This window comes from Burkholderia pulmonis (assembly GCF_984667975.1).
Genome location: NZ_OZ480186.1, coordinates 706,334 through 725,582 on the forward strand (window position 1 = coordinate 706,334; position 19,249 = coordinate 725,582).

The 19,249-nt window shown below is 67.7% G+C and carries 17 protein-coding genes; 10 read left to right on the forward strand and 7 right to left on the reverse strand.

The annotated features are described in order from the left end of the window. The first annotated feature begins 122 nt into the window (after positions 1-122). The 7 genes from recG to ubiA all read left to right on the forward strand — a co-directional run bounded on the left by recG (position 123) and on the right by ubiA (position 8,246). Positions 123-2,435, forward strand: coding sequence for an ATP-dependent DNA helicase RecG (gene recG / locus AC5LXK_RS03350; protein ID WP_493390304.1), 2,313 nt, complete (start codon positions 123-125; stop codon positions 2,433-2,435). Between the two features lie 126 nt (positions 2,436-2,561). After that, positions 2,562-3,521, forward strand: coding sequence for a hydrogen peroxide-inducible genes activator (locus AC5LXK_RS03355; protein ID WP_493390305.1), 960 nt, complete (start codon positions 2,562-2,564; stop codon positions 3,519-3,521). Positions 3,522-3,915: 394 nt separating this feature from the next. Further along, positions 3,916-4,044, forward strand: coding sequence for a hypothetical protein (locus tag AC5LXK_RS03360; protein ID WP_493390306.1), 129 nt, complete (start codon positions 3,916-3,918; stop codon positions 4,042-4,044). A gap of 120 nt (positions 4,045-4,164) precedes the next feature. Beyond that, on the forward strand, positions 4,165-6,351 hold the full coding sequence (gene katG, locus AC5LXK_RS03365; RefSeq protein ID WP_493390307.1) for a catalase/peroxidase HPI: 2,187 nt from the start codon (positions 4,165-4,167) through the stop codon (positions 6,349-6,351). Positions 6,352-6,452: 101 nt separating this feature from the next. Then, a complete protein-coding gene (locus AC5LXK_RS03370; protein ID WP_493391238.1) occupies positions 6,453-6,614 on the forward strand; it encodes a hypothetical protein in 162 nt (53 codons plus the stop codon). A gap of 76 nt (positions 6,615-6,690) precedes the next feature. After that, a complete protein-coding gene (gene dpsA, locus AC5LXK_RS03375; protein ID WP_493390308.1) occupies positions 6,691-7,179 on the forward strand; it encodes a non-specific DNA-binding protein DpsA in 489 nt (162 codons plus the stop codon). A gap of 203 nt (positions 7,180-7,382) precedes the next feature. Next, positions 7,383-8,246 carry a 4-hydroxybenzoate octaprenyltransferase gene (gene ubiA, locus AC5LXK_RS03380; RefSeq protein ID WP_493390309.1) on the forward strand — a complete coding sequence of 288 codons (864 nt, stop codon included), beginning with the start codon at positions 7,383-7,385 and terminating at the stop codon, positions 8,244-8,246. 101 nt (positions 8,247-8,347) lie between these two features. Here the strand turns inward: ubiA and proC are convergent, their stop codons facing one another. From proC to AC5LXK_RS03410, 6 genes are all read right to left on the reverse strand, one after another. Further along, positions 8,348-9,160 carry a pyrroline-5-carboxylate reductase gene (proC, locus tag AC5LXK_RS03385; protein ID WP_493390310.1) on the reverse strand — a complete coding sequence of 271 codons (813 nt, stop codon included), beginning with the start codon at positions 9,158-9,160 and terminating at the stop codon, positions 8,348-8,350. A gap of 50 nt (positions 9,161-9,210) precedes the next feature. Continuing rightward, on the reverse strand, positions 9,211-9,909 hold the full coding sequence (locus AC5LXK_RS03390; RefSeq protein ID WP_493391177.1) for a YggS family pyridoxal phosphate-dependent enzyme: 699 nt from the start codon (positions 9,907-9,909) through the stop codon (positions 9,211-9,213). Positions 9,910-10,029: 120 nt separating this feature from the next. After that, entirely contained in the window at positions 10,030-11,256 is a 1,227-nt protein-coding gene (glcF, locus tag AC5LXK_RS03395; RefSeq protein ID WP_493390311.1) for a glycolate oxidase subunit GlcF, read from the reverse strand. Between the two features lie 312 nt (positions 11,257-11,568). Continuing rightward, positions 11,569-12,657 (reverse strand): glycolate oxidase subunit GlcE, encoded by a 1,089-nt coding sequence (gene glcE, locus AC5LXK_RS03400; protein ID WP_493390312.1) that lies wholly within the window; start codon positions 12,655-12,657, stop codon positions 11,569-11,571. 160 nt (positions 12,658-12,817) lie between these two features. Next, positions 12,818-14,311, reverse strand: coding sequence for an FAD-linked oxidase C-terminal domain-containing protein (locus AC5LXK_RS03405; protein ID WP_493390313.1), 1,494 nt, complete (start codon positions 14,309-14,311; stop codon positions 12,818-12,820). Between the two features lie 41 nt (positions 14,312-14,352). After that, positions 14,353-15,762 carry an FAD-binding oxidoreductase gene (locus AC5LXK_RS03410; RefSeq protein WP_493390314.1) on the reverse strand — a complete coding sequence of 470 codons (1,410 nt, stop codon included), beginning with the start codon at positions 15,760-15,762 and terminating at the stop codon, positions 14,353-14,355. Positions 15,763-15,898: 136 nt separating this feature from the next. Here AC5LXK_RS03410 and AC5LXK_RS03415 point away from each other — a divergent pair, with 136 nt between their 5' ends. Both AC5LXK_RS03415 and hmpA read left to right on the forward strand, forming a co-directional pair. Beyond that, a complete protein-coding gene (locus tag AC5LXK_RS03415; RefSeq protein ID WP_493390315.1) occupies positions 15,899-16,450 on the forward strand; it encodes a cob(I)yrinic acid a,c-diamide adenosyltransferase in 552 nt (183 codons plus the stop codon). A 94-nt stretch (positions 16,451-16,544) separates the two neighbouring features. Further along, on the forward strand, positions 16,545-17,753 hold the full coding sequence (hmpA, locus tag AC5LXK_RS03420; RefSeq protein WP_493390316.1) for an NO-inducible flavohemoprotein: 1,209 nt from the start codon (positions 16,545-16,547) through the stop codon (positions 17,751-17,753). 80 nt (positions 17,754-17,833) lie between these two features. Here hmpA and aroG read toward each other — a convergent pair whose 3' ends face one another. Continuing rightward, the gene (gene aroG / locus AC5LXK_RS03425; RefSeq protein WP_493390317.1) at positions 17,834-18,907 is read right to left on the reverse strand and encodes a 3-deoxy-7-phosphoheptulonate synthase AroG; all 1,074 of its coding nucleotides are present in this window, start codon (positions 18,905-18,907) and stop codon (positions 17,834-17,836) included. Here aroG and AC5LXK_RS03430 point away from each other — a divergent pair. Further along, complete coding sequence (locus tag AC5LXK_RS03430; protein WP_493390318.1) at positions 18,906-19,193, forward strand: hypothetical protein; 288 nt, start codon at positions 18,906-18,908, stop codon at positions 19,191-19,193. The two genes, aroG and AC5LXK_RS03430, sit on opposite strands and share 2 nt — an antisense overlap. Positions 19,194-19,249: the final 56 nt, after the last annotated feature.

Consider the following 19,249-nt stretch of genomic DNA (forward strand, 5'->3'; position numbering starts at 1 on the left):
AACGCGTAATTGGGGCGCGCGAGCCGCTATGATGGCGGGATGCGCGGCCTGGCCGGCGTCGTTCGTTCGGACGACGTGAAAGCCGCTATTGTACTTGCCTTGCGAAGCACCCAGACGATCCGATGCCTGTGTCACCACGCCGTTCCCCTGCCGCCGTAGCCGATTCCGCCGATCCGTTCGACGCGGACGATGCCGCATCGTCCGTACCGCCCGCATCGGGCGCCGGTGCGCGGCGGGCCGGCCCGAAGCGCGGCGCCGACGGGCGGCTCGCGCAGCCGGCCGCCGCCGCGGCCGATGCCGAAGGCGCCGCGGCGGGCGACGAAGCGGGCGCGGCCGGCGCGAAGCGCAGGAAGAAGGCCGCGGCCGACAAGCCCGTGAAGACCGTCGACAAGCTCGCGAAGCTCGGCCTCGCGCGTTCGATCGATCTCGTGCTGCATCTGCCGATGCGCTACGAGGACGAAACCACGCTCACGCCGATCGGCGAGCTGCTGCCGGGCGGCATCGCGCAGGCCGAAGGCGTCGTGTTCGACAACGAGGTCGCATACCGGCCGCGCCGCCAGCTGGTCGTGAAGATCCAGGACGACGACGGCGAGCACCTCGTGCTGCGCTTCCTGAATTTCTACGGGTCGCAGGTCAAGCAGATGGCTGTCGGCCAGCGGCTGCGCGTGCGCGGCGACGTGCGCGGCGGCTTCTTCGGGATGGAGATGGTGCATCCGGCCGTGCGCGTCGTCGAAGCCGATGCTCCGCTGCCGCAGGTGCTCACGCCGGTCTACCCGAGCACGGCCGGCGTGTCGCAGGCGTATCTGCGCAAGGCGATCGAGAACGCGGTCGAGCGCACGCCGCTGCCCGAACTGCTGCCGCCCGAGATCGAGCGCGATTATCTGAGGCCGCTCGACGTGCCGACGCTCGAGCAGGCCGTGCGCATCCTGCATCACCCGCGCGTCGATTCCGACGAAGCCGCGCTGATGGACGGCTCGCATCCGGCATGGACGCGCATCAAGTTCGAGGAGCTGCTCGCGCAGCAGCTGTCGCTCAAGCGTGCGCACGAGGAGCGCCGCACGCGCGCGGCGCCCGCGATGCCGCGCCGTACCGCGAGCGATGCCGGCGCGCTGACGACGCGGTTCTACGCGGCGCTGCCGTTCGCGCTGACGGGCGCGCAGGCGCGCGTCGTCGACGAGATCGCGCACGACCTCACGCTTGCGCACCCGATGCAGCGCCTCCTGCAGGGCGACGTCGGCAGCGGCAAGACGGTCGTCGCGGCGCTGGCCGCCACGCAGGCGATCGACGCCGGCTACCAGGCCGCGCTGATGGCGCCGACCGAAATCCTCGCGGAACAGCACGCGCGCAAGCTGCGTGCGTGGCTCGAGCCGCTCGGCGTCACGGTCGCGTGGCTCGCGGGCAGCTTGAAGGCGAAGGAGAAGCGCGCGGCGATCGAGGCGGCCGCGCTCGGCACCGCGCAGCTCGTGATCGGCACGCACGCGATCATCCAGGACACGGTCGAATTCGCGCGGCTTGGCCTCGTGATCGTCGACGAGCAGCACCGCTTCGGCGTCGAGCAGCGTCTTGCGCTGCGCGCGAAGGCGGCTAACGCGGCCAACGGCGCGCGCGACTTTCAGCCGCACCAGCTGATGATGTCGGCCACGCCGATCCCGCGCACGCTCGCGATGACGTACTACGCGGATCTCGAGGTCTCGACGATCGACGAGCTGCCGCCGGGCCGCACGCCGGTGCTCACGCGCCTCGTCGGCGACGCGCGGCGCGAGGAAGTGATCGCCCGCGTGCGCGAGGCCGCGCTGACGGGCCGCCAGGTGTACTGGGTGTGCCCGCTGATCGAGGAGAGCGAGACGCTGCAACTGCAGACGGCCGTCGAAACCTACGAGACGCTGGCCGCGACGCTGCCCGAGCTGAAGGTCGGGCTCGTGCACGGCCGGCTGTCGCCGGCCGACAAGGCGGCCGTGATGGAAGCCTTCACGCGCAACGACGTGCAGCTGCTCGTCGCGACGACCGTGATCGAGGTGGGTGTCGACGTGCCGAACGCGTCGCTGATGGTGATCGAGCACGCGGAGCGTTTCGGCCTCGCGCAATTGCACCAGCTGCGCGGCCGCGTCGGGCGCGGCACCGCGGCGTCGGTGTGCGTGCTGTTGTACACGGGGCCGCTGTCGCTGACCGGCCGCGAACGGCTGAAGACGATGCGCGAGACGACCGACGGCTTCGAGATCGCGCGGCGCGACCTCGAAATCCGCGGCCCCGGCGAATTCCTCGGCGCGCGCCAGTCGGGCGCGGCGATGTTGCGCTTCGCGAACCTCGAGACCGACGGCTGGCTGATCGACCCGGCCCGCGAGGCCGCGTCGCGGCTGATTGCCGCGTACCCCGAGATCGTCACGCAGCATCTCGCGCGCTGGCTCGGCGCGCGCGAGCAGTACCTGAAGGCCTGATCGGCTGGTTTGGGGCCGGATCGAAAACCGCCATTCGACGCATCGGGACGCAGAGAAACTTGGCGAACCGGTGCCGGAGGGTGTATAAATTAAACCTATCGCCTGTATATCTCTGATTGACCCACAATGACGCTGACTGAATTGAAATACATCGTCGCGGTCGCGCGCGAACGGCATTTCGGCCGTGCGGCCGAAGCCTGCTTCGTGAGCCAGCCGACGCTGTCGGTGGCGATCAAGAAGCTTGAAGACGAGCTCAACGTGCAGATTTTCGAGCGCGGTGCGAGCGAAGTGAGCGTGACGCCGATCGGCGACCAGATCGTCACGCAGGCGCAACGCGTGCTTGAGCAGACCTTCGCGATCAAGGAGATCGCGAAGCAGGGCAAGGACCCGCTGGTCGGCCCGTTCCGCCTCGGCGTGATCTACACGATCGGCCCGTACCTGCTGCCGACGCTCGTCAAGCAGATGATCCAGCGTGTCCCGCAGATGCCGTTGATGCTGCAGGAGAACTACACGCTGAAGCTGCTCGAACTGCTGAAGCAGGGCGAGATCGACGCCGCGATCATGGCGCTGCCGTTCCCGGAAACCGGCCTGATGGTGCGCCCGCTGTACGACGAGCCGTTCGTCGTCGCGCTGCCGGCCGGCCATCCGTGGGAGAAGCGCGAGGAAATCGATGCCGAAGACCTGAAGCAGGAAACCATGCTGCTGCTCGGCAACGGTCACTGCTTCCGCGATCACGTGCTCGGCGTGTGTCCGGAACTGATGCGCTTCTCGCAGACGGCCGACGGCATCCAGAAGACCTTCGAGGGCTCGTCGCTCGAAACCATTCGCCACATGGTCGCGAGCGGCGTCGGCATCACCGTGCTGCCGCGGATGTCGGTCGCCGAGGTCGGCCCGCGCGCGAACGGCCCCGATGCCGAGCTGCTGTCGTACGTGCCGTTCAACGAACCGGTGCCCGACCGCCGTGTCGTGCTCGTGTGGCGCAAGAGCTTCACGCGGATGCCCGCGATCGACGCGATCAGCGACGCGATTGCCGCGTGCCAGTTGCCGGGCGTGGCGAAGCTCGACATGCCGGCCACGATGAACTGACGCGCCGGCGCCGGCGTGCGTGGCAGCATGATGAACGGGGCCTTGCGACCCCGTTTATTTTTCTCTATCGCATAGATAAAATTTATCAAATTTAAATAATCAATAGACGTGAATAGAATCGTCTACATGGATTGGTGTTGTCGCCGACGTGCGATGCGCACGTCGAATGCAAGCGTCAAAGGAGGATGTCATGATGCGGTCGGTATTGCAGCACGCGCAGCGGAACATCCCGTCGCGCGACGCGGTCGTACATCGCGCCAGGGCCGCGGTTCGCAGCCTGCGTCCGATTGCGTTCGCGTACCTGGCGGACCGAGTGTATGGCGGATGAGTGCCGCCGCACGCCGGTCCTGTGTTCCCCCGATTCACCTGCCGTCAAGCCATGAGGGAGCATTGCATGTCCGAAAGCTGGAACACCACCCGCATCGCCGGCACGACGACTGCCGGCAGCCGCTTCCCCGAGCGCCCCGCCTGCGGCGCGTTGCAGCGGGAACGCGTGCCGAATGCCGCGCACGACATCCCGTAGTACGACAGGAGGACCTACCTGTTCCGTTTCTTATCCCCGCAATGACACTCCACGAACCGCGCCCGGCATGCCGCCGGAGCGAACTGGTGGAGGCATACGAGCAAGCCAAGGAGAAAACGCATGTCGAACGAAACGAAGTGCCCGTTCAATCACACCGCAGGCAGCGGCACGACGAACAAGGACTGGTGGCCGAATCAGCTGAACCTGAACGTCCTGCACCGGCATTCGGCGCTGTCCGATCCGATGGACAAGGATTTCGACTACGCCGAGGCGTTCAAGAAGCTGGATCTGGCGGCGGTGAAGAAGGATCTGCACGCGCTGATGACGACGTCGCAGGACTGGTGGCCGGCCGACTTCGGCCACTACGGCGGCCTGTTCGTGCGCATGGCATGGCATAGCGCCGGCACGTACCGCACGGCCGACGGCCGCGGCGGCGCGGGCGGCGGGCAGCAGCGCTTCGCGCCGCTCAACAGCTGGCCGGACAACGTGAGCCTCGACAAGGCGCGCCGGCTGCTGTGGCCGATCAAGCAGAAGTACGGCCGCAACATCTCGTGGGCCGACCTGCTGATCCTGACCGGCAACGTCGCGCTCGAATCGATGGGCTTCAAGACCTTCGGCTACGCCGGCGGCCGTGTCGACACGTGGGAACCGGACGACGTGTACTGGGGCTCGGAAAAGATCTGGCTGGAACTGAGCGGCGGCCCGAACAGCCGCTACTCGGGCAAGCGCGACCTCGAAAACCCGCTCGCCGCGGTGCAGATGGGCCTCATCTACGTGAACCCGGAAGGCCCGGACGGCAACCCCGACCCGGTCGCCGCCGCGCACGACATCCGCGAGACGTTCGCGCGGATGGCGATGAACGACGAGGAAACGGTCGCGCTGATCGCGGGCGGCCACACGTTCGGCAAGACACACGGCGCGGGCCCGGCCTCGAACGTCGGCGCCGAGCCGGAAGCCGCGGGCCTCGAGCAGCAGGGCCTCGGCTGGAAGAGCACGTTCGGCACGGGCAAGGGCAAGGATGCCATCACGAGCGGCCTCGAAGTCACGTGGACGTCCACGCCGACGCAGTGGAGCAACGACTTCTTCAAGCACCTGTTCAGCTATGAATGGGAGCTCACGAAGAGCCCGGCCGGCGCGCACCAGTGGGTCGCGAAGGACGCAGGCGAAGTGATCCCGGATGCGTTCGACGCGTCGAAGAAGCACCGCCCGACGATGCTGACGACCGACCTGTCGCTGCGCTTCGACCCGGCCTACGAAAAGATCTCGCGCCGCTTCTACGAGAATCCGGCCGAGTTCGCCGACGCGTTCGCCCGTGCGTGGTTCAAGCTCACGCACCGCGACATGGGCCCGCGTGCCCGCTATCTCGGTTCGGAAGTGCCGGCGGAACACCTGCTGTGGCAGGACCCGATCCCGGCCGTCGACCACAAGCTGGTCGACGATGCGGACGTCGCCGCGCTGAAGGCGAAGGTGCTGGCATCGGGCCTGTCGGTCGCACAGCTCGTGTCGACTGCATGGGCGTCGGCAGCGACGTTCCGCGGTTCGGACAAGCGCGGCGGCGCGAACGGTGCGCGTATCCGTCTTGCCCCGCAGAAGGACTGGGAAGTGAACCGCCCGGCCGAACTCGCGAAGGTGCTCGAGACGCTCGAAGGCGTGCAGAAGGCGTTCAACGATGCGCAGGCGGGCGGCAAGAAGGTGTCGCTCGCCGACCTGATCGTGCTGGCCGGTGCGGCCGGTGTCGAGCAGGCTGCGAAGAACGCGGGCGTTGCGGTGACGGTGCCGTTCGCACCGGGCCGCGCGGATGCGACGCAGGAAGAGACCGACGTCGAGGCAATGGCCGTGCTCGAGCCGCTCGCCGACGGTTTCCGCAACTTCCTGAAGCACGCGTACAAGACGCCGGCCGAGGCGCTGCTGGTCGACAAGGCGCAATTGCTGACGCTGAGCGCGCCGGAAATGACGGCGCTGGTTGGTGGCCTGCGTGTGCTCGGTGCGAACGCCGGCGATGCGAAGCATGGCGTGTTCACCGATCGTCCGGAAGCACTGACGAACGACTTCTTCGTGAACCTGCTCGACATGGGTACGGAGTGGAAGCCGGCGTCGGCCGCGAACGACGTGTTCGAAGGGCGCGATCGCGCGACGGGCAAGGTCAAGTGGACGGGCACGCGCGTTGATCTGATCTTCGGTTCGCACGCACAGCTGCGTGCACTGGCCGAGGTGTACGGCAGCGCGGATGCGAAGGAGAAGTTCGCACGCGATTTCGTCGCGGCCTGGAACAAGGTGATGAACCTCGACCGCTTCGACCTCGCATGAAGCTTGCCGCAGCGTGATGCGGTGATGCAGTAACGCAGCAACGTGAAACGGCCGGTCGAACGACCGGCCGTTTCTTCTCTGACCGTAGTCTCGTCGAAGGAGTGACGACCATGACGCAAATGATATTGAACATGCGCGCTGCATTGGCGCCGAAGGTGCGGGCGCCGGCCGAGATCGCGCGGTATGTCGTCGGATTCGCGATCGTCATCGGCGGTGTGGCCGAACTGGTGTCCCAAGCGCTGCGCGCGATCGCGGCCGCCTGAACGCGGCGCGGTATCGACAGGCAGGTAGTCCGATTCGCTTTCATCGCCTTGATTCATTGAATAAGGAGTCCGAAACATGGCCAGGAAGACTCACGCCACGCAGATCAACATCGGCATCGGCGACAAGGACCGCAAGAAGATCGCGGACGGCCTGTCGCGCCTGCTCGCCGATACGTTTTCGCTGTACCTGAAGACCCACAATTTCCACTGGAACGTCACGGGTCCGATGTTCAACACGCTGCACCTGATGTTCGAGGAGCAGTACAACGAACTATGGCTCGCGGTCGATTCGGTCGCCGAGCGCATTCGCACGCTCGGCGTCGTCGCGCCCGGCACGTTCGCCGATTTCGCGAAACTGTCGTCGGTGCCGGAAGCGAAGGGCGTGCCGGCGGCTGAGGAGATGATCCGCCAGCTCGTCGAAGGGCACGAGACGGTCGTGCGCACCGCGCGCGACATCTTCCCGATCGCCGACGCGGCGAGCGACGAGCCGACCGCCGACCTGTTGACGCAGCGCCTGCAGACGCATGAAAAAACGGCGTGGATGCTGCGTTCGCTGCTTGCGTGAGCACGGTGCATCCGGTGAGGGCCGGCCCGTTTCTGAATGGCGCTGCATCTGTCCCCTGATTGATGCGCAGCGCGGCACAGCCGCGTGCGGCGGGCCCCGGCGGCCGGGGAGTGCACCGTGGCCACCGGCCCCGGGCCGCCCCGACATGACGCGAAGCGCCGCTCGGCTCTAAAATGCCGGGGTTATCTTCCCGGTGCTTCGCCATGCTTGCCCGCTTTCCCCTGTATCTGCGGCTCGTCCGGATGGACAAGCCGATCGGCAGCCTGCTGCTGCTGTGGCCGACGCTCAACGCGCTGTGGATCGCGTCGGACGGCCACCCGCGCTGGCCGCTGCTCGTGATCTTCACGCTCGGCACGCTGCTGATGCGCTCGGCCGGCTGTGCGATGAACGATTACGCCGACCGCGATTTCGACCGCCACGTGAAGCGCACGGCCGACCGGCCGCTGACGTCGGGCAAGATCCGCGCATGGGAAGCCGTCGCGATCGCGGTCGGGCTGTCGTTCATCGCGTTCCTGCTGATCCTGCCGCTCAATACGCTGACGAAGGAGCTGTCCGTCGTCGCGCTGTTCGTCGCGGGCTCGTATCCGTTCATGAAGCGCTTCTTCGCGATTCCGCAGGCATATCTCGGCATCGCGTTCGGCTTCGGCATTCCGATGGCGTTCGCGGCCGTGCAGGACACGGTGCCGGCAATCGCGTGGGTGATGCTGGCCGCGAACATCTTCTGGTCGGTCGCGTACGACACCGAATATGCGATGGTCGACCGCGACGACGACATCAAGATCGGCATCCGCACGTCCGCGCTGACGTTCGGCCGCTTCGACGTCGCGGCCGTGATGGCGTGCTATGCGGTGACGCTCGGCATCTACGTGTGGGTCGGCGTGACGCTCGGCTTCGGCCTCGCGTACTGGGCCGGCTGGGCCGCCGCGGTCGGCTGCGCGCTGTATCACTACACGCTGATCAAGGATCGCGAGCGGATGCCGTGCTTCGCGGCGTTCCGGCACAACAACTGGCTTGGCGGCGTGCTGTTCGCGGGCATCGCCGCGCACTACCTGCTGGTCGGCAACTGAACGAAGCCACGCGCGCGGCGCGCGTTGTCAATGAAAAAGCGGCCCGGGGGCCGCTTTTTTTTCGTCGGGTGCCGCCGGAGATCCGGCGGGCGCCACCGCGCTCACGCGCGGCCCAACTCGTCGCCCATTTCCTTTGCACGCGCTTCGGCCGCGAGCGCGCCGCGCACGATCGCTTCCTTCACGCCCTGCGCGTCGAACGACGCGAGCGCGGCGGCCGTCGTGCCGCCCTTCGACGTCACGCGTTCGCGCAGCACGCTCGCGGGCTCGCCCGATTGCGCGGCCAGTTGCGCGGCGCCCGTGAACGTCGCGACCGCGAGTGCGCGACCCTGTTCGTCGTTCATCCCGAGGCGGCGCGCGGCTTCCTGCAGCGCTTCGATGAAATAGAACACGTACGCGGGGCCGCTGCCCGAGATGGCCGTGACCGCGTCGAGCTGCGATTCGTCGTCGAACCACACGATCTCGCCGACCGCGCCGAGCACGTTCGATGCGAGTTCGCGGCCCGTCGCGTCGACACCAGGCAATGCGGCGAGGCCCGTCACGCCCATGCCGACCAGCGCGGGCGTGTTCGGCATCGTGCGCACGACACGTGCGTAGTCGCCGAGCCAGCGGGCGAGGTCCGTGCCGCGGATACCGGCCGCGATGCTGATCACGAGCTGCGACTTCAGGTGCGGCGCGAGTGCCTGTGCGACGTCCTTCAGCACCTGCGGCTTCACCGCGAGCACGATCGCGTCGTAACCGGCGAGCGTCGCGTCGATGGCCGCGCCGGTGTGCACGCCGAATTGCTGCGCGGCGCGCGCGCGGACTTCTTCGTTGACGTCGATGGCATACAGGCCGTCAGCGGCGACGCCGCGCTTGATCAGGCCGCCGATCAGGGCCGCGGCCATGTTGCCGCCGCCGATGAATGCGATTTTCATGATGTCCGGATTGAGCGAGTGAGTGAACGGAAAGGCGGAAAAGGGGGCGTTCAGTGCGAATAGTCGCGCGCACCGAAGATCGCGGTGCCGATGCGCACGATCGTCGCGCCTTCGAGCACGGCCGCGTCGAGATCGGCGGACATGCCCATCGACAGCGTGTCGAGCGGCAGGCCGTCGGCGCGCAGCGTGTCGAACAGCGCGCGCAGCGCGCGATGCGGCGCGCGTTGCGCGTCGGTGTCGCCGGCCGGTTCGGGAATCGCCATCAGGCCGCGCAGCCGCAGCGACGGCAGCGCGGCAACCGCGCGCGCGACCTCGGCCACGTCGGCCGGCGCGACACCGCTTTTCGACGCCTCGCCGCTGATGTTCACCTGCACGCATACGTTGAGCGGCGGCAGGTGGGCAGGGCGCTGTTCCGACAGGCGCTGCGCGATCTTCAGCCGGTCGACCGAATGAACCCAGTCGAAACGCTCGGCGACGGGGCGCGTCTTGTTCGATTGCAGCGGCCCGATGAAATGCCATTCGAGGCTCGCGCGCAGGTCGGCGAGCGCGTCGATCTTGTCGATCGATTCCTGCACGTAGTTTTCGCCGAACGCGCGTTGGCCGGCCGCATGCGCGGCGCGCACGTCGTCGGCGGGAAACGTCTTCGACACGGCGAGCAGCGCGATGGTGGCGGGATCGCGGCCGGCCGCGCGGGCGGCGTCGGCGATGCGGCGATGAACGGATTCGAGGCGGGCGGCGAGATCGGACATGACGGGCACGAAAGCAGGCACGGAAGCGGGCATGAAGCCGATGCGCCGCGACACGCGACGCATCGATCCGCTCATTATACGGACGCCGCGCGCGAGATCCGGTCGCGGCGGCCCGTCGCGTTAGCCGTACAGCAAATGCTCGACGAGCTGGACCCAGTGGGCGACCGGAATCTGCGTGCCGCTCTGCAGGTGCGCGATGCAGCCGATGTTGCCGGACACGATCATCTGCGGTTCGAGCGCCTGCAGCTTCAGCAGCTTCTGCTTGCGCAACCGGTACGACAGCGACGGCTGCGTCAGCGAATAGGTGCCGGCCGACCCGCAGCACAGATGGCTGTCGGCCGGCAGCCGCACGTCGATGCCGAGCGTCTCGAGCAGGCGCTCGACCTTGCCGCGCGACTGCTGGCCGTGCTGCAGCGTGCATGGCGGGTGGTACGCGACCGTATGGACCGCGCGGCGCCGTGCGAGCGTCGCGAGTTCGGCCTCGAACGCGAGCAGCACGTCGGAGATGTCGCGCGTCAGCGACACGATGCGCTGCGCCTTCTCCGCGTAGGCCGGATCGTCGCGCAGCAGGTGCGCGTATTCGAGCACCGTCGCGCCGCAGCCCGACGCGTTCATCACGATCGCCTCGGCCCCTTGTTCGACATGAGGCCACCACGCGTCGATGTTGCGGCGCGCGTCGTCGAGCGCTTCGTCGTGATAGTTCAGGTGCAGGCGGATCGCGCCGCAGCAGCCCGCGTCGGGTGCGACGACCGTCTCGATGCCGAGCGCGTCGAGCACGCGCGCGGTCGCGATGTTGATGTTCGGCAGCATCGACGGCTGTACGCAGCCGCCGAGCATCAGCATCTTGCGCGGATGCGTGCGGTGCGGCCATTCGAGCAGCCGCGTGCGCGGCGGCACCTTGTCGCGCAGCCGCTTCGGCAGCAGCGGCCGCACGTGCTGGCCGAGCCGCATCACCGGCGAGAACAGCGCGGCGTTCGGCACGAGGCTCGCGAGCACGCGGCGCATGAGCCGCTGCTGCACGGGGCGTTGCACCTGTGCCTCGACGTGCTTGCGGCCGATCTCGACGAGCCGGCCGTACTGGACGCCGGACGGGCAGGTCGTCTCGCAGCTGCGGCACGTGAGGCAGCGGTCGAGATGCTGCTGCGTGCTGCGCGTGACGGGCGCACCTTCGACCATCTGCTTGATCAGGTAGATGCGGCCGCGCGGGCCGTCGAGTTCGTCGCCGAGGAGCTGGTAGGTCGGGCAGGTCGCGGTACAGAATCCGCAGTGCACGCACTTGCGCAGGATCGCGTCGGCCTCGTCGCCGTCGGGCGTGTTGCGGATGAAATCGGCGAGGTTCGTTTGCATTTAGGGTCTGTTTACCTGTGGAACGCGCATGCGTTGCCACGAGAACGGCCGCTCGCGAGGCGCGCGCCGTCGCGAATACCGGCGTATTCGCCAGGGGCGCAACGCGGCGAGCGGCCGCTCTCGTGGCAACCCCAAATTAAAAAAATCCTGTCACGGGAATGCCCGAAATCGCCCGGATGGCGGTGTCGCTCGTCGCCTGTCCGCCAAGGGGACTTCCTTCGGGGCGTTTGGCAAGGCCAAACGGCGCTCCTCACTCGTTGCCCTGCGCGCGATTTCGGGCATTCGCATGTGCGTTCCATAGGTAAGCAGACCCTAAAGATCCGGGTAGAGCCGGCCGCGGTTGAAGATGCGCGCGGGATCGAACGCGGCCTTCAGCCCGCGGTGGATTTTCATCATCGGGGCGGGCAGCGGCGTGAACACGCCCGCGCTGCGGTCGTACGCGTCGCCCGCGCGGAACAGCGTCGCATGGCCGCCGGCCTGCTTCGCGCTCATGCGCACGGTCTGCGCGTCGGCGTCGGTGATCCACCAGCGCTGTGCGCCGCCCCATTCCATCAGCTGGGTGCCGGGCAGGTGCATCGGTTCGGTGATCGACGGCAGCGCGAGCCGCCACAGCGCATAGCCGGGCGGGATGCCGTTGAAGAACGGGTCGGTATGCTCGCGCAGGCCGGCCCAGAAGCGCTCGGCCTCGACCGCGTCGACGACTTCGCCGCCGAGCAGCGTCTTCGCCGATTTCACGGCGGCCTCGGCGCCCGACAGGCGCAGCACGAGCGTGCCGTTGCGCCAGGCGCTCGCGCTGACGGGCAGCGGATGGCCGCCCCATTCGTTGAGCTTGCGCACCGCGTCGGTCGCGGTCATCTCGAACTTCAGCGTGACCTCGGCGACGGGCATCGGCAGCACCTTGATCGACAGGTCGAGCATCAGCCCGAGCGTGCCGAGCGCGCCGGCCATCAGCCGCGACACGTCGTAGCCGGCGACGTTCTTCACGACCTGGCCGCCGAAGCGCAGCATTTCGCCGCGTCCGTTCATCAGCGTGGTGCCGAGCACGAAATCGCGCGGTGCGCCGCAGGTGGCGCGGCGTGGCCCCGCGAGGCCGGCCGCGATGCAGCCGCCAATGGTGGCCGCGCGGCCGAAGTGCGGCGGCTCGAACGGCAGCATCTGGCCGCACTCGGCGAGGACGGTTTCAAGCTGCGCGAGCGGCGTGCCCGCGCGGACCGTGACGACGAGTTCGGCCGGGTCGTACGACACGACGCCCTGAAACGCGCGCGTGTCGAGTATTTCGCCCTCGAGCGCCTGGCCGTACCAGTCCTTGGTGCCGCCGCCGCGAATCCGCAGCGGCCGGCCGTCGGCACTGGCCGCGCGGATGCGGTCGGCCCATCCGGCGACGATGTCGTCCTCTTCCATGTTCTGTTGCTGCCTCGACTTGTTGTTCGGTCGATTGTACCGGGGTGGCGCGATTCCACATCGCGACTATCCCTAAGCCCCGTATCGCATTCCGCATGCCCGTGCCGACGCGCGGGCACGGCGGACTGCCGAGGCACGGCCCTTTTGCCGCGCGCGACGCTCAGAAGCGCGGCAGGTCGGGGTGCGGCAGCAGCCCGCCGCGCACGTGCTGGCGGCCGTATTCGGCACAGCGCGCGCGGGTCGGAATTCCTTTGTCCGGATTCAGCAGCCCGGCCGGATCGAACGCGCGCTTGACCGCGAAGAACGCGTCGCGCTCCTGTGGCGAGAACTGTACGCACATCGAATTGAGTTTCTCGATGCCGACACCGTGCTCGCCCGTCACGCTGCCGCCGAATTCCACGCAGCATTCGAGGATTTCCGCGCCGAACTGCTCGGCGCGGTGCAGCTCGTCCGGATCGTTCGCGTTGTACAGGATCAGCGGATGCATGTTGCCGTCGCCCGCGTGGAACACGTTGATGCAGCGCAGCCCGTAGCGCGTCTCGAGCTGTTCGATGCGCGCGAGCAGCGGGCCGATCGCGCGGCGCGGCACGGTGCCGTCCATGCAGTAGTAATCCGCCGAGATGCGGCCGGCGGCCGGGAACGCATTCTTGCGGCCGGACCAGAAGCGCAGCCGCTCGTGCTCGTTGCGCGATACCTGGATGCGCGTCGCGCCGTGCTCGCGCAGCACGGCCGTCATCCGCACGATTTCTTCGGCGACTTCTTCCGGCGTGCCGTCCGATTCGCACAGCAGGATCGCCTTCGCGTCGAGGTCGTAGCCCGCGTGCGTGAACGCCTCGACGGCCTGCGTGGCCGGTTTGTCCATCATCTCGAGCCCGGCCGGGATGATGCCCGACGCGATGATCGCCGCCACGGCTTCGCCGCCCTTGATGACGTCGTCGAAGCTTGCCATCACGAGTTGCGCGGTCTGCGGCTTCGGGATCAGCCGCACCGTGACTTCGGTGACGATCGCGAACATTCCTTCGCTGCCGATCATCACGGCAAGCAGGTCGAGGCCGGGCATGTCGAGCGCGAGCGAACCGAATTCGACGACCTCGCCTTCGATCGTCACCGCGCGCACGCGCATCACGTTGTGCACGGTCAACCCGTATTTCAGGCAGTGGACGCCGCCGGAATTTTCCGCGACGTTGCCGCCGATCGTGCAGGCGATCTGCGATGACGGATCGGGTGCGTAATACAGGCCGTACGGTGCGGCCGCTTCCGAGATCGCGAGGTTGCGCACGCCGGGCTGCACGGTTGCCGTGCGCGCATACGGGTCGACCTCGACGATGCGTGTGAAGCGCGCGAGCGACAGCACGACGCCGAGCGCGATCGGCAGTGCGCCGCCCGACAGGCTCGTGCCTGCGCCGCGCGGCACGATCGGCACTTCCATGCGGCGGCAGATCTGTACGATCCGCTGAACCTGCGATTCCGTTTCGGGCAACGCGACCGCGAGCGGCAGGCGGCGGTAGGCCGACAGGCCGTCGCATTCGTACGGCGCCGTGTCTTCGTCGCGGTACAGCAGGCAGTGCGTCGGCAGCACGGCCATCAGCGCCTGCACGACTTCGCGCTGGCGTTGCGCGCGGGCTGCGCTCGACAGTTCGACGGGAGCGTTCATGAGGTCTCCTGCAGCAGGCGGCGCAATGGCGCGCCACCGTGTCAGCACGTGAAAATCTTGCCCGGATTCATCAGGTTGCGCGGATCGAGCGCGAGCTTGATCGCGCGCATCGTGTCGATCGCGTTGTCGCCGTGCTCCTTCGGCAGGAAGCGCATCTTGTGCAGCCCGACGCCGTGCTCCCCCGTGCAGGTACCGCCGAGGCGCAACGCGCGCTCGACGATCCGGTCGTTGATGTGCTCGGCTTCGGCGATTTCCTCGGGCTTGTCAGGGTCGATCAGGATCGCGACGTGGAAATTGCCGTCGCCGACGTGGCCGACGATCGGGCAGGGCAGGGAGGACGCACGCAGGTCGACCTCGGTTTCCTCGACGCAGGCGGCGAGCTGCGAGATCGGCACGCACACGTCGGTCGTCACCGCGCGGCAGCCCGGCTTCAGCTGCAGCATCGCGAAGTACGCGTTGTGGCGCGCGGACCAGAGCCGGGTGCGGTCCTCGGGGCGCGTCGCCCATTCGAAGCCCTGGCCGTTGTTCTGGCCGGCGAGCGCCTGCACGAGTTCGGCCTGTTCTTTCACGCCGGCGTCGGTGCCGTGGAATTCGAAAAACAGCGTCGGCGCTTCGGCGAGCGTCAGGTTCGAGTGGCGGTTGATCGAGCGCACGGCGAGCGCATCGACGAATTCGACGCGCGCGATCGGCACGCCGATCTGGATCGTCTCGATCACGGTGCGCACCGCGTCGCCCATCGTCGGGAACGTGCAGATCGCGGCCGACACGGCTTCGGGCAGCGGGTGCAGGCGCAGCGTGATCTCGGTGATCACGCCGAGCGTGCCTTCGGAGCCGACGAACAGGCGCGTGAGGTCGTAGCCGGCCGACGACTTGCGGGCGCGCGAACCGGTTTTCACCACGCGGCCGTCGGCGAGCACCGCGGTCAGGCCGAGCACGTTCTCGCGCATCGTGCCGTAGCGCACGGCGTTGGTGCCCGACGCGCGGGTCGCGGTCATCCCGCCGATGCTGGCGTCGGCGCCCGGATCGATCGGGAAGAACAGGCCGGTGTCGCGCAGCGCCTCGTTGAGCGCCTTGCGCGTGATGCCCGGCTCGACCGTCACGGTCAGGTCTTCGGCGTTGATCGACAGCACGCGGTTCATTTCCGACAGGTCGAGCGACACGCCGCCGCGCACCGCGAGCAGGTGGCCTTCCAGCGACGAGCCGGCGCCGTACGGGATCAGCGGCACGCTGTAGAGCGAGCACAGCGACACGACTTCGCGCACGTCGTCGGTGCTGCGCGCGAATACGACGGCGTCGGGCAGTTGCGGATCGAACGGCGATTCATCGCGGCCGTGGTGGGCGCGGACCGCATCGGCGGTCGATACGCGCTCGCCGAAAGCGGCGCGCAGCGCATCGAGCATGGCGGGGGGCAGCGGGCGGCGCGTGGTGGCCGGCGGGGCAGGGTGATTCACGAATGTCTCCTGACTGCTTGTCAAACTTTCGGCCCATTCTACGCTGTAACGCCCGCTGCGCCTCGCGCCGCGGGCTGCGATAATCGCGTTCCAGCCAACCGGGCCGCACCGCGGCCGCGCACGAGAGGACATTCGTATGGGCAACCGCTTGAGCAAAATCGCCACGCGCACGGGCGACGACGGCACCACCGGCCTCGGCGACGGACGGCGCATCGGCAAGGACGATGCGCGGATCGCCGCGATCGGCGACGTCGACGAACTGAACTCGAACCTCGGCGTGCTGCTGGCCGAGACGCTGCCGGACGACGTGCGCACGGCGCTCGTCACGATCCAGCACGACCTGTTCGACCTCGGCGGCGAGCTGTGCATCCCTGGGCATACGGTGCTCGACGACACGCATCTCGCCCGCCTCGACCGGTGGCTCGCCGATTACAACGCGACACTGCCGCCGCTGAAGGAGTTCATCCTGCCGGCCGGCTCGCGCGCGGCGTCGCTCGCCCACGTATGCCGGACCGTATGCCGCCGCGCCGAGCGCTCGATCGTCGCGCTCGGGCGCCACGAAACGATCAATGACGCACCGCGGCGGTACGTGAACCGGTTGTCCGACCTGCTGTTCGTGCTCGCGCGCGTGCTGAACCGCGCGGGCGGCGGGACCGACGTGCTGTGGGAGCGCGGGCGCGTCCGCTGACGCGTCGTCGTGCTGTTGCGCACTGCGACAATTTGCCCAAGGGGCATCGATTTTTAAACATGTATTGTATGTGCATGTTTAACGGAGAACGAACATGACCCACATCACCGCTGACCAGATGGCCCGTGTGAAGGCCACCGCCCCCGTCCTCGCCGTGCACGGCGCGACGATCACGAAGCATTTCTACCAGCGCATGTTCGCGCGTCATCCGGAACTGAAGAACCTGTTCAACCAGACGCACCAGAAGACCGGCAGCCAGCCGGAAACGCTCGCGAAGGCCGTCTATGCGTATGCGGCGAACATCGACAACCTCGGTGCGCTCGGCGGTGCGGTGTCGCACATCGCGCACAAGCACGCGAGCCTGAACATCCGCCCCGAGCATTACCCGATCGTCGGCGAGAACCTGCTCGCGTCGATCGTCGAAGTGCTCGGCGACGCAGTCGATGCGGAAACGCTCGAGGCGTGGCGCGTCGCGTACGGCCAGCTCGCGCAGATCCTGATCGGCGCCGAGGCCGACCTGTACGCGGGCGCCGCGTGGAGCGGCTTCCGCCCGTTCAAGGTCGCGCGCAAGGTGCGCGAGAGCGACGAGATCACGTCGTTCTACCTGACGCCCGCCGACGGCGGCGCGGCGCCGGCCTTCGAGCCGGGCCAGTACATCACGGTGAAGCGCTTCGTCGGCGACCTCGGCGTCGACCAGCCGCGCCAGTACAGCCTGTCCGATGCGCCGCACGGCAAGTGGCTGCGCATCTCGGTGAAGCGCGAGGCCGGCCAGCCGGAAGCGATTCCGGCCGGCAAGGTGTCGACGCTGATGCACGACGGCGTCGAAGAGGGCGCGATCGTCGAGGTGACCGCGCCGATGGGCGAATTCTCGCTGAAGCGCGGCGTCGAGACGCCGGTCGTGCTGATCTCCGGCGGCGTTGGCCTGACGCCGATGGTGTCGATGGCCTCGACGCTGATCGACGAAGGCAGCCAGCGTGACGTGCGGTTCGTCCACGCCTGCCGCTCGGGCGCGGTCCATGCGTTCCGCGACTGGCTGAACGAGACGGTGCGCGAACACGCGAACGTCAAGCGCACGGTGGTGTACGAGCTGGTCGGCCCGAACGATCGCGCCGGCATCGACCACGATCTCGAAGGGCGCCTCACGCCGGAACGCGTGCAGCACTACGCGCTGGTGCCGGACGCCGACTACTACGTCTGCGGCCCGATCGCGTTCATGAAGGCGCAACGCGATGCGCTGGTCGCGCTCGGCGTCGCGCCCGAACGCATCAACACCGAAATCTTCGGTTCGGGCGCGCTCGAGTGACCTGCCGGCCGGCAGTCGGCGGCCCATGAAAAAAGCCCGGCGAGAGCCGGGCTTTTTCGTTGCGGCGCAGGTCCGGGCGATCAGTTGCCGCTGCCGCGCGCGACGCGACGTGCCTTGACCGATTCCGCGAGGCCTTCGAGCACCTTCACGCTGTCGTCCCACGCGATGCACGCGTCGGTGATGCTCTGGCCGTAGGTCAGCTCGCAGCCTTCCTTCAGGTCCTGGCGGCCCTCGACGAGGTGCGACTCGATCATCACGCCGACGATGCGCGCGTCGCCGGCCGCGATCTGGCGGCCGATGTCCGCGCAGACGGGGATCTGGTTCTCGTGCTTCTTCGAGCTGTTCGCGTGGCTCGCGTCGATCATCAGCCGCGCGGCGAGGCCGGCCTTGCCGATGTCCGCGCAGGCGGCGTTCACGCTTTCCGCGTCGTAGTTCGGCGCCTTGCCGCCACGCAGGATCACGTGGCAGTCCTCGTTGCCGGCCGTCGACACGATTGCCGAGTGGCCGCCCTTCGTCACCGACAGGAAATGGTGCGGCTGCGACGCGGCCTTGATCGCGTCGACCGCGATCTTCACGTTGCCGTCGGTGCCGTTCTTGAAGCCGACCGGGCACGACAGCCCCGACGCGAGTTCGCGGTGCACCTGCGACTCGGTCGTGCGCGCGCCGATCGCGCCCCACGAGATCAGGTCGGCGATGTACTGCGGGCTGATCATGTCGAGGTATTCGGTCGCGGCCGGCAGCCCCATCTCGTTGATCTGCAGCAGCAGCTCGCGCGCGGTGCGCAGCCCTTCGTTGATCTTGAAGCTGTTGTCGAGGTGCGGATCGTTGATGAGCCCCTTCCAGCCGACCGTCGTGCGCGGTTTCTCGAAGTACACGCGCATCACGATTTCCAGCTCGCCCTTGAAGCGCTCGCGCTCCTTCGCGAGCCGGCCCGCGTATTCGATCGCCGCCTTCGTGTCATGGATCGAGCACGGCCCGACGACGACGATCAGCCGGTCGTCCATCCCGTGCAGGATGCGGTGCATCGACTGGCGCGAGTTGTAGATCAGCTCGGACGCGGCTTCGGAGCACGCGAATTCGCGGATCAGGTGGGCGGGCGGCGTCAGTTCCTTGAGTTCGCGAATGCGGACGTCGTCGGTGTTGTGCGGGGGCATGCTGTTTCTCCTTGGTTCCGAGCGCCGTTCGATCAGTGGGCGTGCGGCAGATTCATCAATTCAAGCGATTCAGTGGTTTCGGTCGGGGCCGCGGGACCGCTGCGGCGGCAACCGGGTGGCGAAGGGCGAAAAAAAACCGCCGGGTTCGCCGGCGGTTTTTTCGGGAATTTCGGTTGCGCTTTACGCGCCATCAACCCTCTCGATCCGCCAGCGGTCTGAGATACCAAAAAAAGTAAAAGTAAAACTTGGCGGACATGACGGGGATTCGGTTCGTCAAAAAAGTTGATTCGGAATTTATACCCCGTCGCCGGGCAGCTGGCAACCGGGGGTGTTCGAAAATGC

Coding starts and splice junctions, on each gene's coding strand:
- glcE (WP_493390312.1), bottom strand. CDS start 12,657: ATGGAAGAGGACGACATCGTCGCCGGATGGGCCGACCGCATCCGCGCG.
- AC5LXK_RS03355 (WP_493390305.1), top strand. CDS start 2,562: ATGACGCTGACTGAATTGAAATACATCGTCGCGGTCGCGCGCGAACGG.
- ubiA (WP_493390309.1), top strand. CDS start 7,383: ATGCTTGCCCGCTTTCCCCTGTATCTGCGGCTCGTCCGGATGGACAAG.
- AC5LXK_RS03390 (WP_493391177.1), bottom strand. CDS start 9,909: ATGTCCGATCTCGCCGCCCGCCTCGAATCCGTTCATCGCCGCATCGCC.
- AC5LXK_RS03415 (WP_493390315.1), top strand. CDS start 15,899: ATGGGCAACCGCTTGAGCAAAATCGCCACGCGCACGGGCGACGACGGC.
- AC5LXK_RS03430 (WP_493390318.1), top strand. CDS start 18,906: ATGCTGTTTCTCCTTGGTTCCGAGCGCCGTTCGATCAGTGGGCGTGCG.
- katG (WP_493390307.1), top strand. CDS start 4,165: ATGTCGAACGAAACGAAGTGCCCGTTCAATCACACCGCAGGCAGCGGC.
- AC5LXK_RS03405 (WP_493390313.1), bottom strand. CDS start 14,311: ATGAACGCTCCCGTCGAACTGTCGAGCGCAGCCCGCGCGCAACGCCAG.
- proC (WP_493390310.1), bottom strand. CDS start 9,160: ATGAAAATCGCATTCATCGGCGGCGGCAACATGGCCGCGGCCCTGATC.
- AC5LXK_RS03360 (WP_493390306.1), top strand. CDS start 3,916: ATGTCCGAAAGCTGGAACACCACCCGCATCGCCGGCACGACGACTGCC.
- hmpA (WP_493390316.1), top strand. CDS start 16,545: ATGACCCACATCACCGCTGACCAGATGGCCCGTGTGAAGGCCACCGCC.
- glcF (WP_493390311.1), bottom strand. CDS start 11,256: ATGCAAACGAACCTCGCCGATTTCATCCGCAACACGCCCGACGGCGAC.
- dpsA (WP_493390308.1), top strand. CDS start 6,691: ATGGCCAGGAAGACTCACGCCACGCAGATCAACATCGGCATCGGCGAC.
- aroG (WP_493390317.1), bottom strand. CDS start 18,907: ATGCCCCCGCACAACACCGACGACGTCCGCATTCGCGAACTCAAGGAA.
- recG (WP_493390304.1), top strand. CDS start 123: ATGCCTGTGTCACCACGCCGTTCCCCTGCCGCCGTAGCCGATTCCGCC.